Raw genomic sequence first — 13936 nt, forward strand, 5'->3', positions numbered from 1 at the left:
TCCCGGTCCGCATCAGCCTGCGATCTCCGCTGCATGGGCAATCAGACTCTTTACAAATGTATCAAAATGGGCAAAACGCGGATCCTGTGTCTGGCCTTTCTTGTATCTGTAAAATATCTGCTGAGCGATGACCGCGAGCTTAAAATAAGCAAAGGTCAGGTAAAAATTCATGTGGGTGATATCTCTGCCGCTTTTTTTGGCATATTCCTCCATGAATTGCTGCCGGGTCATAAAGCCTTCCATGACCGTGACAGGCGGTTTTCCAAGACCGGTTTTAAGGAGCGGCGGATCATGCTCCTCTGTCCAGTAGCTCATGGCTGCCCCCAGGTCGGCCAGCGGATCTCCAACCGTGGACATTTCCCAATCAAATAATCCGGTCATTTCCGTCAGGCTTTCATTGAACATGGCGTTATTCAATTTAAAATCATAATGGATCAGGGACGATTCGGAAGCTGCAGGGATATGGCCGACAAGCCAGGTTGTAAGTTTTTCTACTTCCTGGATATTTTCTGTCTGCGCTTTCTGATACCGGGAAACCCAGCCATGCACCTGGCGTTCCATGAATCCTTCCGGCCTGCTTATGTCTAAAAGCCGGGTTTTTTGATAGTCAAGATCATGAAGCTCCACGAGACGGTCCACCATCAGGCTTGAGATCCGCCTGCAAAGCTTGCGGTCCACCTTTATTCCCTCCGGAAAAGCAGAGTCGATGACGACTCCCTGTTTGCGCTCCATTAAAAGAAAAGGACTTCCTGTGATTTTTGGATTTTCGCTGAATAAAATGGGCACTGGTGCGGGGCCGAATAACGGATGCACCTCGTGTAAGATAAAGAATTCCCGCTGCATATCATGGGCCTTGGGGGCAACCGGTCCGAGAGGAGGGCGTCTCAGCACGGCCTGCCAATTCCCAATCGACAGCTCATAAGTCAAATTGGAATGGCCGGCCGAAAATTGCCGTATCTCAAGACTCCCATCTGGGAGACCAGGGACATGCGAATGAAGGAACTCCTCCAGGAGGGGGATGTTCAGTTCCTCTCCCTTCCGGACCAATATGGTCTGGCTCAATGCCTGATCCGGCATACAATCTCCTCCTTTTTAAAGAAAATTCAGATATCAAGTGATAGAGACGTTCTCCTCTAAAGCAGACTTCAGTAAAGGAGGAAGCACTTCGCTTTTTTGTGTTTCAAAATTGAAATATACGATGACCGCCATACCTTTCGCGATCAGCTCTCCGGTCTGGGCGCAGGTGATCTCATGCTCGATTTGGAAGCTTTTCGTGCCAATTTTTGAAACATAGGTCTTGATTGATAAAATTTGATTGAAATACCCCTGACTGACAAAATCGCATTTTGTCGAGGCGAGGATGAAGCTCCAATCCTTCACATCCATGCTGTAGCCCAGAAGTTCAAAAAATTTAATGCGTGCTTCCTCCAGATAAATAAAATAGCTCGTATTGTTTATATGGCCCAGTGCATCTGTTTCACAGAAGCGGACCGTAACCTGTGTCTCCTGCATGCTGTGCCTCCTTATTTGTTCTGGAATACGGGTTTTCTCTTTTCAATGAAGGCCTGGACGCCTTCTTTGATATCCTCGGTCTTAAAGATATCGGTAAACAACTGCGCTTCGAGTTCGAGGCCTTCTTGCAGGCTCCTGTCGAGCCCTTTATTTACTGCCCTTTTGATTCTGGAAAGGGACTGCAGGGAATGGCGGGCACATCTTTCGGCCAGCCTCTTCGCATGAAGCAGTCCTTCTCCTGTGGGAACCACTTTGTTGACAAGTCCGAGGGATAAGGCAGCTTCGGCATCAACAGGGTCGCCTGTATACATCAGTTCCTTTGCCTTTGGTGCGCCGATTAATCGTGGCAGCCTCTGGGTTCCGCCGCCGCCGGGAAATAACCCGAGCTTCACTTCAGGGAGCCCGATCTGGGCATGCTGCTCGGCAATGCGCATGTCCATGGCAAGGGAGAGCTCGCATCCGCCCCCGAAAGTCATCCCGTTCAGGACGGCGATGGTCGGCTTTGGAAATTGTTCAATATAAGTCAGAACCTCGTGGGTTTCCATAACAGAACCAAGCATCTCGGGATTGTACATGAGTTCAGGGAATTCCTTGATATCAGCGCCCGCAGCAAATGCTTTTTCCCCAGATCCTGTCACAATGACAGCCGTTGTTTCTCCATCTCCTTCAAGCTCTGTAAAGGCTTCCCTCAAGCTGAGGAAAACTGCTTTGCTGAGCACATTCAGAGGCGGGTTTTGGATGGTGATGACAGCTATATGATTGTCTTTTTCCACAGAGACAAATTGCGGCATATCTATTTCACTCCCTGTCCTTCATAGTCATACCAGCCTTTACCTGTCTTTCTTCCGAGTTCTCCTTTTTTCATCTTTTCCTCAAGGCAGGAATAAGGTTTATCTTCGGGATTTCCGGTTTCCTTATACCGCTGCTCCATGACGAAATAGCCTACATCAATACCGGAAAGATCCATGAGTTCGAATGGGCCGATCGGGTGACCCAGTGCCTTGCGGCAAATTGAATCGATATCCTTGAAATCGGCAATTCCCTGCTCGTAAAGATAGACCGCCTCCTTTTGGAGGGCACCGAGGATACGGTTTGCGACGAAGCCGGAAACTTCCTTGTGCAGCAAAAATGCAGTGCGGTTGATTCTCCTGCAGACATCCATGGCTGCCTGGGAAGTTTCTTCAGAGGTTTTTTGGCTTTTAACAACCTCCACACAATCCATCACAAGAGGCGGGAAGAAAAAGTGCATGTTGATGAATTTATCAGGGCGGTCTGTCACATCAGCCAGCAGGCTATTGACAATTGTTGAGCTGTTGGTAGCAAAGATGGCATGAGGAGAAGCCAGCTTATCAAGCTTAGAAAATACGTCTCTCTTAATCTCTATCTTTTCTACTACCGCCTCAATAATAAGATCCGCTCCTGCAGCCGCTTCCTCCAGACTCGCTGTAAAACGAAGCCTATGGAAGGCCTTTGCTGCTTCTTCCTCTGAAATCTTTCCTTTCTGGACCCATCTTGCCATGATGGCTTCCAGTTTTTCTTTCGCTTTAGCGAGCGCTTCGTCCTGAAGGTCCTGTATGACGGTCTCATAGCCTCCCAATGCGCAGAGCATCGCGATCTGATGTCCCATCTGGCCTGCGCCGATAACGGAAATATTCTTTATCTCTGACATTCTTCTTCCTCCTATACTGACCGGTTGGTATGTTTTCTTTTTGATGGGAGGGAAGAGCTGGATGGCCTCCCTCCTGCCATTATTCAATTCCATGTAAGATCATATTGGTAAAGGCGGCCGCCACATCCCTCGGTTTTTCAGTGCCTTCAGGGTTGTACCATTGATAGCTCCAGTTGATAATCCCCAAAATGCCGAATGCAATGATTGGTATATTGAGCTCAGGACTGAATTCGCCTTTTTGCACACCTTCCTTTAGCAGCCTTTCAATATTAAAGCGGAATTGATCCCTTTTTTCTGTGATCGTTTCATAATTTTCCTGATTCAGATGCCGTATTTCCCTGAAGAACACCTTGGCGCTTGCACCATGGTCCTTAATTTCAGTAATTAATAAATGAACCATTTCAAACAGCTTGTCCTTCCCGGTTTTGGAATCATCCTGCAGGATCATTTCCTGACGTTTGACGAGATCATCGATATATCCCTGATGGATATCCTTTAAAAGCTCTTCTTTACTGGGAAAATAGTAATAAAAGCTTCCTTTTGTCACACCTACAGCTTCCACAATATCCTGTATGGATGTGGTGCTGAAGCCCTTTTTCTCAAAAAGGCGGATTGCTGCAGCAGTCAATTTATCTTTCATTGGAGATCCCCGCAATCTATGTAAAGTCAGCTAGAATTATACCACATGAAGGTCCTCTCCTTTTGGTTATGAAATCATGGTGTGCGGACTTCCTCGCGAAGCGCCCTTCTGAGGATTTTACCGACACTTGTTTTGGGCAGAGAATCCCTGAATTCAACCAGTGCAGGCACCTTATACGCTGCAAGGTTGATCCGGCAGAAATTCTTGATCTCGATTTCGGTGGCTGTTTTCCCTGATTTCAGAACCAGTACGGCTTTCACTGTTTCGCCCCTGTATTCATCTGGAACGCCTATGACCACCGCTTCCTGAACAGCTGGATGTTCATACAGGACCTCCTCAATATCCCTTGGATAAATATTGTAACCGCTTGCAATGATCATATCCTTTTTCCGGTCAGCAATGGATAAATAGCCCTCTTTATCCATGCTGCCGATATCTCCTGTATACAGCCATCCATTTCGGAGGGCATGGGCCGTCTCTTCTGGCAGATTCCAGTATCCCTTCATAACCTGAGGCCCTTTTATAATTACTTCTCCAAGTTCTCCGGGCGGAAGCTCCCGGGTGCCATCTGCGGTATCCACGATTTTGTATTCTGTTGAAGGAAAACCGATTCCGACCGTTCCGGGCTTCCTGGAAGCAAAATTAGGATTGCAGTGTGTAGTGGGAGAAGCCTCTGAAAGGCCGTACCCCTCGAGGATCCTTGAGCCTGTTTTTCTCTCGAACTCTCTCAGCAGCTCGACAGGCATAGGGGCACTGCCCGAATTGCAGACTTCGATGCAGTCTATGCCATATTCCTCGGCCCTGGGATGGTGAGTCAGGGCCACATACATCGTCGGGACGCCCGGGAAGAGGGTTGGCTGCTCTCTTTTAATCGTCTCGAGGACTTCCTCTATGTCGAATTTAGGCAGCAAGATCATTTCAGCTCCTATATAAATCGATAAATTCATGCATGAAGTCATGCCGAATACATGGAATAAAGGGATGACCGTCAAACAGCGTTCCTTCCCGAAATCCAGGTCATGTTTAAAGAATTCATGAGATTGCAGGACATTTGCCACGATATTGCGGTGGGTGAGCATCGCCCCTTTTGATCTGCCAGTGGTTCCGCCAGTATATTGAAGGACGGCGACGTCATGTTCGGGATCCAGTTCAGCAGCAGGCACCCCGCCTTTTCCCTGTGCCAGGAACGCTTCAAAGGAATGCTCCTTTGGATCAGCTTCGGGCTGCAGTGAGACCTGGATGATCCTCTGACATTCCGTTTCTGAGGATACCGCTTCTACCCTTGCAAGAAGGGAATCAAGGACCACGATGGTCTCTGCCCCCGAATCCTGGAGAAGAAGCTTGAGCTCCCGTTCGACGAGCATTGGATTGACCTGGGTCACGATGGCGCCTGAAGCTAAAATGCCATAATATGCGATGACAAATTGAGGACAGTTCGGGAGCATAATGGCGACTCGGTCCCCTTTGTGGACACCATTTCTTCTCAATGCCGAAGAAAAGGCAGCCACGGCCATTTTAAGCTCAGCGTACGAAATCTTCTTTCCGTAAAATGAAAGGGCGTGATGCGACGGAAATCTTTCCGCTGTTTCAAACAGAAGCTGCGGAAGGGTCTTATCAGGAATTGTCAGGTCTTTGGAGATGGAATCTGGATAATGAGCAAGCCAAGGTTTTTTCTCATTCATTCTTGAAACCTCCAAAAGTAGGATATAAAGCGGTTTTCAAGCCATCCTTTTTAGCCTGTGCTTCTACATTGCATGAGTGCCTCCGTCGACAACCAGAACATTGCCGGTCACAAAGCTCGATGCTTCTGAGGCTAAAAAGAGGGCGGCTCCTTTCAGATCGTGATCACTGCCGAATCTTTTAAGAGGCGTGGTCTCTAAAATCGGATCCTTTCCGTGTTCAATGATCACTTTGGACATTTTTGTCGGGAAAAACCCTGGAGCGATGGCGTTCACATTGATGTTATAGCGCCCCCATTTTACGGCAAGGTCCTTGGTGAAGGTGATGACAGCCCCTTTGCTTGTGTTATAGCCGATCGTGTCCATCACCCTTGGGTCGACTCCTCCAAGGCCTGCAACGGAAGCGATGTTGATGATCTTTCCGGATTTCTGCTCAATCATGACTCTGCCGGCGGCCTGGCTCATCAGGAACGTGCCGGTCACATTGACATCGATCACCTTTTTCCATGCCTCAAGCGGCATTTCAGCTGCCGGGGCACCCCAGGTGGCTCCGCTGTTGTTGACCAGAATGTCGATCCTGCCAAACGTTTTAAGCGTTTCATCGATAACATGCTGGACATCTTCCGGGTTCGAAATATCACATTTCATGGCAAGTGTCTCTGCTCCAAGCTTCTCAAGGCTTTCTGCCGTTTCCCTGCAGGCTTCCACTTTTCTTGAACAGAGCACTAAATTGGCCCCTGCCTCCGCCAGTGCTTCAGCGATCTGGGCGCCAAGCCCGCGGCCGCCACCGGTGACAATGGCGGTCTTTCCCTTTAAATTAAATAATTCCATAACCTCCATGATTCTTCCTTCTTTCAATGGATTTTTTCTGCTTCGATGCTGCGGTATTTTTTCAGCTCTAACTTGGCAATCTGTGCTTTATGAACTTCATCCGGCCCGTCCGCAAGCCTTAGAGTCCTGGCATTGGCCCACTGCGCCGCCATGGTGAAATCATTGGATACTCCCGCACCGCCGAATGCCTGGATCGCACGGTCAATCACTTTAAGCGCCATATTTGGGGCCACCACCTTAATCATGGCAATTTCAGCCTTGGCCTCTTTATTTCCGACCGTATCCATCATATAAGCAGCTTTAAGCGTGAGGAGCCTTGCCTGCTCAATCTCAATTCTCGCTTCTGCGATCCATTCCTGGATCACTCCTTGCTGGGCAAGACTTTTGCCGAAGGCTGTCCGGTTTTGTACACGCTTACATAAATCCTCAAGCGCTCTTTCTGCTGCCCCGATTAACCTCATACAATGGTGGATCCTTCCCGGTCCAAGCCTTCCCTGGGCGATTGCAAAGCCTTTTCCTTCTCCCCAGATCATATTTTCTGCAGGAACTCTGACATTCTCGAAGGTGATTTCCGCGTGTCCATGAGGGGCGTGATCATAACCGAAAACAGAGAGCATCCTTTCAATTTTGACTCCCGGCGTATCAAGAGGAACGAGAATCATGGATTGCTGGCTGTGACGCTCGGCATCGGGATCGGTCTTGCCCATAACAATGGCGATTTCACACCGCGGATCACCGGCTCCGGAAGACCACCATTTCCGTCCGTTTATAATATAGGAATCTCCCTCTCTTACAATGCTTGCGCTAATATTCGTGGCATCGCTTGAAGCCGTTTCCGGCTCTGTCATGGAGAAGCAGGACCGGATGCGTCCGGCCAGCAGCGGCTTTAGGTAGCGTTCTTTCTGATCTTCTGTCCCATATCTTACGAGCACCTCCATGTTGCCGGTATCAGGTGCGCCGCAATTGAAAACTTCCGGACCGATGAGGGACCGGCCCATAATCTCACACAGGGGGGCATATTCCTGATTTGTGAGTCCGGCGCCATACTCACTTTCAGGAAGGAAAAGATTCCAAAGGCCCTGTGCTTTCGCTTTATCCTTCAATTCCTCCATGATCGGCGGGACAGAGCTCCATCTGGAAGGCTGCTCATTCAGCTGCTTTTCATACCGCTCTTCATTCGGATAGACATTCTCTTCCATAAACTCTGTTAGTTTTTGCTGCAATTCTTTAACTTTACCAGAATACGAAAAATCCATTTGATCCTCTCCTTTTCCATACTAACCAGTCGGTATGTTTAGTTGTATTATACGATGAATGTTTAAAAAAAACCAAATATTAATCTGAAAATTTAGAAATAAAAAAGGCAGCCTCCGAAGCGGGTTCAGGAAACAGCCTTCTTGGTGAATAAACTTATGCTACTACTTCACGTTCATTTGGATATGTTTCGTATTTTTTAAGTTCCATGATCTCCTCTAAGGCATGCATGACTCTCCATACATCTGCATAGCTCGTATAAAGGGCCACAGGAGCCAGCCTGATGATGTTCGGGGAACGGAAATCAGGAATGATGCCTGCATCTTTCAAGGCCTTGCAGATTCGGGCTGCTTCCTTATGTTCAAGACTGACATGCCCGCCTCTTGTATGGCCGGCGGGACTTCCGATCACAAAGCCATAAGGAGAAAGCAGGGATTGACTTAATTCCATCAAATAATATGTCAGTCCTAGTGATTTTTCACGGATGGCTTCCATTCCGGCTTCGTTGAACATTTCCAGCGATCCCGCAAGCGGGGCCAGGCTGAAGATATGCGGTGTGCCGATTTGATAGGCTCCGGCATCCTCTGCCTGAGTCAGGGCATGCTCCATATCAAATTGTTTGTCCTTCCGGGAGCCAAACCATCCGGCAAGGCCGGGTACAGTGCCAAAGTGTTTTTTATGGACAAAGAGCCCAGCGGTGCTTCCAGGTCCTCCATTCAGATGCTTATAATTGCACCAAAAGGCGAAATCCACCCCCCATTTACTGAAGCTGTGCGGAATCGCTCCAACAGAATGGCAGGCATCGAATCCGATTAAAATCCCTCTTTTGTGAGCTTCCGCTGTCAGCCGCTCCATATCAAGAATTTGTCCGCTTCGATACAGGATCGACGGCAGGACGATTAAGGCGATCTCATCTGACATGAGATCAATGATATCTTCTTCTTTTAAAAATCGGCCATCAGCGCTTTTTGCACAGATGAGATGTGTTTCAGGGTCATATCCCTTCAAGGCAAGCTGGCTTTTTAAGGCATAGATATCAGAAGGAAACGTTAATTCATCAGCCAGAATCTTGGTTCTCCTTCCCTGCGGTTTATAAAACGTGGCAGCAAGCTGATGAAGATTGACAGTGGTGGAGCCGGTGACTACTACTTCCCCGCTCTCCGCTCCAACCAGAGGGCTTAGAAGTGCACCGAGCTTTTCCGACAGGAAATACCATGGCTCGTTTCCCTTTGTCCAGCCATCGATTCCCTGCTCCCTCCAATCTGTCAGGGAACGAAGAAGGGACTCCTCCGCCCTTCTGGATAAAAGACCGAGTGAATTTCCATCCATGTAAATTTTGCCGGGGATAAGGTAAAACTCATTCCGGAATTTCTGCAATTTATCTTGTTTATCTAAATTTTCTGCATATTCAAGTGATAAATCCATTCTCCAAGCCCTCCTTCTTTTCTTTTAGCCTAGCAAGTCCTTTTATCGATTTCAATCTATATAGCTGATAAGACCATAAAAAAGATGCCTGCTCCACAGGAGCAGACATCGATCTTTTCCTAGTCTCTGTTCAAGATGCCGAGAAGGCGCAGGAGACTGATAAACAGGTTCAGAAAGTCCAGGTAAAGGGACAGCGCCAGAAGAGGCACCATTTGTTCTGAAATTCCCCTGTGCTTCATCTGATTGAAATCAAAGATGATATAAAGGGAAAATACGAGGGCGCCAATTCCTGAATAAGCCAGCATTCCGCCGCTATTCAAAGGACTGAAGATGCTGAAGATCCCAATAAAGACAAGCGCTAAAACAGCAACCAGCAAAAAGGAGCCCAAAAATCCCAGGTCCTTTTTCGTTTTAGCCCCAACGAACCCGAATACGAGGAAAATCCCGAGTGTCATGCCAAATGCATACAGAACCACATTGGCACCGGCTTCGGAGATATAATAGCTCACGATTGGATAAGTGGTCATTCCCGAAATAAAAGCGAATGCATATACAAAGGCATAAGAAACAGCTTTTCTTTTTCTTAGCCAGAAGGCCGAAATCAGCATGATCACTTCAGCAGCCATTAGCGGCAGCATCAGGATGGCTGGTACAAATTGTCCCGCATACAGCCCTGCCGTCGCAATGATCAGGGTGACAATGAAAACCTGGATGACTTTTTGAAATAAGGTACGTCTCTGTACGGATATAACTTCTTGCATAAGGAGTCCCCTTTCAAGTAAACAACATTTCCTTACTTATTCATACGAGCCTGGCCACAAAAGGTTTCATCTTGTAAAAAAATATTTCAGTTTTTTTCAAATTTCATACGCTGAACCTTCAGCTGCAGCACCTAATGAAATTATGGACGAAAATAGAAACTGCTTAAACATGCTGATCAATATTTCGGTAACCAGCTCTTTTAAGGAAATAGATCAAAATTATGCTGCACCGGCGTAGACATTTTCTGAATTTTCCGTTATTATGTTATAAAACTTCACATCAATTGGAAGATTTTCGGTGTCCTTTGATAATTAGGAGTGTCTCTTAGTGGAAACGATATATAAGATTCTTGACTCGCTTCCTGAAGCGAGTCAAAATGAGCCGGATGTTCTCACCACCATCATAAAAGTCGAAGGATCGTCTTATCGAAAAGAAGGAGCATCCATGTTAATTAAAAGGAATGGCCCGCGTATCGGATTTCTGAGTGCAGGCTGTCTGGAAGAGGATTTGGAAGCAAGGGTAGGATCGAGTGCTTTGTTTTTTAACCCAGAAAGGGTCGCTTATGATATGTCCAGTGAGGATGACCTTTCCTGGGGACAGGGAGCTGGCTGCAATGGCATTCTACATATTCTTATGGAACCGATTACCCCTCTATTCCTAACTCATCTTCTACTTTTAAAAAAGCATCTTACTGCTGGACATTCTGTTCACCTGGTCAGGAAAATGAATCTTGCCTGCTCAGATGTTGAATATCTGTTTTCAGTTAATAACGGGATGCGGTTTGGTAATTGGACAGATGACCTGAACCATATCGAAGAGGAATTACAGAAGAGGCATAGAGCAGACCGGTCGAATTGCTCTCTATTCGATATACAAGAATCTCAATATTTCTTTCAATCTTTTTATCCTAAACCAAGACTGATCCTGTTTGGTGCAGGAGACGATGCCATCCCACTCGCCAGGCTTGCGGCTGAAACCGGTTTTTCCGTCCTCGCATCGGATTGGCGTCCTGGGCTCTGCAATCCGGCGCGTTTCCCTCGGGCAGATCAGCTGCTCGTGGGCACGCCCGAGGAGATTACAGCCGGCATCCGTTTTACCCACTACGATTCGGTTGTGATTCTGTCTCATGTTTTTCAAAAAGATCAGGAATTTTTGAAGGCCATCGAGAAGAAGGAAGCTGGCTATATAGGCATACTCGGTTCTAAGACGCGAACAGCCCGGCTGCTTGAAGGCTGTGTGCTTTCTGAAAAGATTCATTCACCTGTTGGCCTTTCCATTGGAGCGGATGGCCCTGAAGAAATTGCTGTGAGTATTATAGCCCAGCTGATTCAATTAAAACGGAAACTGGCAGTCCTGCATGCCTGAAACAAAAAAAGCGGTGTTATCTAATCATGATAACACCGTTTTACTGCTCTTATAATACCGGCATATCCCGTACACCGGCACAGGTTTCCAGATAGAGCTTCCAAAATCTGTTCATCCGTGGGAGCTGGAGTTTCATCTCCTAATGCCTTTATAGCCATCACCATTCCAGGAGTGCAGTACCCGCACTGGAAGCCGCCCTCCATAAGCATTGCCTGCTGGATGGGATGAATACCGGGTTCACTAAGATTCTCAATGGTCTCGATGTTTTTTCCGTTTGCTTGAAAAGCCATGATTAAACAGGCATTGACAAGCCTCCCATCCATAAGCACGGAGCATGCCCCGCAGCGCCCGATTCCGCAGGAGATTTTTGTTCCGGTTAGCTGCAGTTCTGTCCTCAGCAGCTCCACCAGGGGGGTTACAGGATGTATGGATAAATGAATGGGTTTGTTATTAATGACAGCCCTGAATTCTATGGATTCTGAATCCATCTTTTCTTCCTGAACGCTCACTTGTTCCTTTTCCAAGATAAGAGCCCCCTTTCATTGACCGCAGATAAAATCTCTTCAGGAGACACCGGAAGTTTGGTTATCCAATGCCCCATCGCACTGTGAATGGCTTTTGTTATTGCCGGTGCTGCGGCGACCGTTCCGATTTCACCAACTCCTCTGGGGCCATATATATCCCCATCATATAAATCTTCGATGGCCTCGACATTCATTTCGAGAGGCACATCTTTAATGGTAGGAATGAGATACGAATCAAAATTCCGGGGAATATAAAGCCCCTCTTCCATTGCTGCATCTTCCATCAGTGTATAGCCAAGTGCCATCACACCCCCGCCCTCAATCTGTCCGAGATAGCCAAGCCGGCTGATAACAGGTCCGGCAGCCACTGCCTGGTCGAGCCTCGTGACAGTTATTTTTCCTGTTAAGAGGTTCACTTCGACTTCTGCCAGGACAGCCGCAAATGCGTAGAGAAAGTGTCCGCCGGGAACCGGGTCGGGTGTGGTGGGGAAATCAAAGATTGTGGATACAGTGATTGGATCTGAGAAAACATTTTCTGCTAAATCTCTATAATGAATAAAAGGTAAGGTTTCATCAGCATATGTTTTCCAGATTCCTCCTTCTCCCAATTTTAACTCATGAACAGAAATACCGCTGACGTCCGAAGCAAGCTGCAGGATCAGGGAAGAGAACTCTCCTTTCATACGCTGCAGGGCATTCCATACCATGCTTGTGGCGCGCGAGGCCGTTGAAGAGCCTGTATGAGGGACTCTCGCAGTGTCTCCTATAACGATCACCATGTCACTGGGTGCACATTGCAATTCGTCAGTTACAATGGTTTCTATAACAGAAAGAAGTCCCTGACCGCATTCCTCGAAGCCAAAATACACCTCGATTTTTCCTTCCCTGCTGAATTCCAGCCTGCCGCCTGAACCATCGAGCCTCCCATAGCCGAGCCCTCCTCCATGCATAGTCAGGGCCATACCGGTGCCCCTTTTTATCCAGGTAGCTGAGTCAGCGGGTTGTGCGGCTTTTTCTATTTCATCCTTATGTCTGTCAATAGATTCAAGAACATCTGCAGCCCCATTGGCAGGGGCGATCCGTTGCCCCATGGGTCCACGATCCTCCGCCCTTCTTACATTCCTTTTTCTAATTTCGAGAGGGGAAAGATCTATGAGTTCCGCTAATCGGTCCATCTGGCTTTCCAGGGCAAATGTCACCTGATTTCCTCCAAACCCCCGGAACTCGCCGGAAACCCCGTTGTTTGTAAAAACAGAAAATCCTTCCGTCTTCACATGTGGAATCAAGTATGGCCCTGCCGCATGCTCGACGGCAAAATCCAGTACTGCTGGACCTAGTGATGAATAGGCGCCGGTATCTGCCAGGATCCTCACCTGGTGGGCAAGGAGAAGCCCCTGTTCATCTATTCCGGTCTTCATCGTGATTTTCATAGGATGCCGTTTTAATCCTGCACGCAATGACTCTTCTCTCGTCTGGTGGATCTTTACCGGCCGCCCTGTTTTCAGGGCCAGCAAGGAGGCATGGGGCTGGACATTGAGTTCGTCTTTTCCGCCAAATGAGCCGCCCATCGGACTGGAAATCACACGTATTCTTTCTTCCGGAATATCCAGGATCCTCGATAGCTGAAATCGATCCTTGTAGCCATGCTGAGTTCCCATAAACACCGTTATGCCGCCATTCTCTTCAGGAACCACCACTCCTCCCTCCGTCTCCATATAGGCATGCATCTGCCGGGGCAGCTCGTAGGTTTCTTCAACGAGAAAGCAGCAGCAGTGAAAGGCATGTTCTATATCTCCTTGAATATAGGATGTTTGGTGGAGAAGGTTGCCATCGGGATGAAGTTTTGGGGAATGTGGCAAAAGGGCCTTTTCAGGATCATCAACCACCGCAAGCGGCTCATAGCCTACTTCAATCAGAGACAGCGCTTGTTCCGCGATTTCCTCCGTTTCAGCAGCCACTGCCGCTATCGCATCGCCTGTATAACGGACGATAGTATCGCAAAGGACAGGCTGATCAGGAAAGATAAGGCCAAATCCATTCAAGCCTGGAATATCTTCATGTGTAATGACTGCCGCTACACCTTTAAGTTGCTGGGCTTTTTCTGTATGAATAGAGGTAATTCTGGCATGCGGATGCTCACTCCTCAAAACCTTTCCATACAGCATCCCTTCAAATGAAAGGTCTGTAAGATATTTGAGGCTGCCGGTTACCTTTGAGAGTCCGTCGGGGCGGATCCGGCCCTTTCCTTCTATGGCTGCTAACATAATTGGAGTCT

Annotated in this window: 13 protein-coding genes; 1 reads left to right on the forward strand and 12 read right to left on the reverse strand. The window is 47.8% G+C overall.

Features of this window, described 5'->3' with window-relative positions; genetic code table 11:
* Positions 1-12 precede the first annotated feature (12 nt).
* From H539_RS0124685 to H539_RS0124735, 10 genes are all read right to left on the reverse strand, one after another.
* Positions 13-1077 carry a phosphotransferase family protein gene (locus H539_RS0124685; RefSeq protein WP_026695731.1) on the reverse strand — a complete coding sequence of 355 codons (1065 nt, stop codon included), beginning with the start codon at positions 1075-1077 and terminating at the stop codon, positions 13-15.
* 33 nt (positions 1078-1110) lie between these two features.
* Positions 1111-1512: an acyl-CoA thioesterase gene (locus tag H539_RS0124690; RefSeq protein WP_026695732.1), complete on the reverse strand. Its 402-nt coding sequence runs from the start codon at positions 1510-1512 to the stop codon at positions 1111-1113.
* A gap of 11 nt (positions 1513-1523) precedes the next feature.
* On the reverse strand, positions 1524-2309 hold the full coding sequence (locus H539_RS0124695; RefSeq protein ID WP_026695733.1) for an enoyl-CoA hydratase: 786 nt from the start codon (positions 2307-2309) through the stop codon (positions 1524-1526).
* Positions 2306-3181, reverse strand: coding sequence for a 3-hydroxyacyl-CoA dehydrogenase family protein (locus tag H539_RS0124700; protein WP_035324172.1), 876 nt, complete (start codon positions 3179-3181; stop codon positions 2306-2308). Before H539_RS0124700 ends, H539_RS0124695 begins: the two co-directional genes overlap by 4 nt.
* 79 nt (positions 3182-3260) lie before the next feature.
* A complete protein-coding gene (locus H539_RS0124705; protein ID WP_026695735.1) occupies positions 3261-3821 on the reverse strand; it encodes a TetR/AcrR family transcriptional regulator in 561 nt (186 codons plus the stop codon).
* Between the two features lie 74 nt (positions 3822-3895).
* Positions 3896-5503, reverse strand: coding sequence for a long-chain-fatty-acid--CoA ligase (locus H539_RS0124710; RefSeq protein ID WP_026695736.1), 1608 nt, complete (start codon positions 5501-5503; stop codon positions 3896-3898).
* Positions 5504-5566: 63 nt separating this feature from the next.
* Entirely contained in the window at positions 5567-6340 is a 774-nt protein-coding gene (locus tag H539_RS0124715) for an SDR family oxidoreductase (RefSeq protein ID WP_026695737.1), read from the reverse strand.
* Positions 6341-6354: 14 nt separating this feature from the next.
* The gene (locus tag H539_RS0124720; protein WP_026695738.1) at positions 6355-7587 is read right to left on the reverse strand and encodes an acyl-CoA dehydrogenase; all 1233 of its coding nucleotides are present in this window, start codon (positions 7585-7587) and stop codon (positions 6355-6357) included.
* 154 nt (positions 7588-7741) lie between these two features.
* Positions 7742-9010, reverse strand: a complete 1269-nt coding sequence (gene kynU, locus H539_RS0124725) for a kynureninase (RefSeq protein ID WP_026695739.1) — start codon at positions 9008-9010, stop codon at positions 7742-7744.
* A gap of 119 nt (positions 9011-9129) precedes the next feature.
* The gene (locus H539_RS0124735) at positions 9130-9771 is read right to left on the reverse strand and encodes a Bax inhibitor-1/YccA family protein (RefSeq protein ID WP_026695740.1); all 642 of its coding nucleotides are present in this window, start codon (positions 9769-9771) and stop codon (positions 9130-9132) included.
* A 328-nt stretch (positions 9772-10099) separates the two neighbouring features.
* Between H539_RS0124735 and H539_RS0124740 the strand changes: the two genes are divergently transcribed.
* Positions 10100-11137, forward strand: a complete 1038-nt coding sequence (locus tag H539_RS0124740; protein WP_026695741.1) for an XdhC family protein — start codon at positions 10100-10102, stop codon at positions 11135-11137.
* 20 nt (positions 11138-11157) lie between these two features.
* Here H539_RS0124740 and H539_RS0124745 read toward each other — a convergent pair whose 3' ends face one another.
* Positions 11158-11625: a (2Fe-2S)-binding protein gene (locus H539_RS0124745; protein WP_051348806.1), complete on the reverse strand. Its 468-nt coding sequence runs from the start codon at positions 11623-11625 to the stop codon at positions 11158-11160.
* Positions 11626-11642: 17 nt separating this feature from the next.
* Positions 11643-13925 carry a xanthine dehydrogenase subunit D gene (pucD, locus tag H539_RS0124750; RefSeq protein ID WP_026695743.1) on the reverse strand — a complete coding sequence of 761 codons (2283 nt, stop codon included), beginning with the start codon at positions 13923-13925 and terminating at the stop codon, positions 11643-11645.
* Between the last annotated feature and the right edge of the window lie 11 nt (positions 13926-13936).

The organism is Peribacillus kribbensis DSM 17871 (assembly GCF_000430765.1).
Taxonomy (GTDB): Bacteria; Bacillota; Bacilli; order Bacillales; family DSM-1321; genus Paraperibacillus; species Paraperibacillus kribbensis.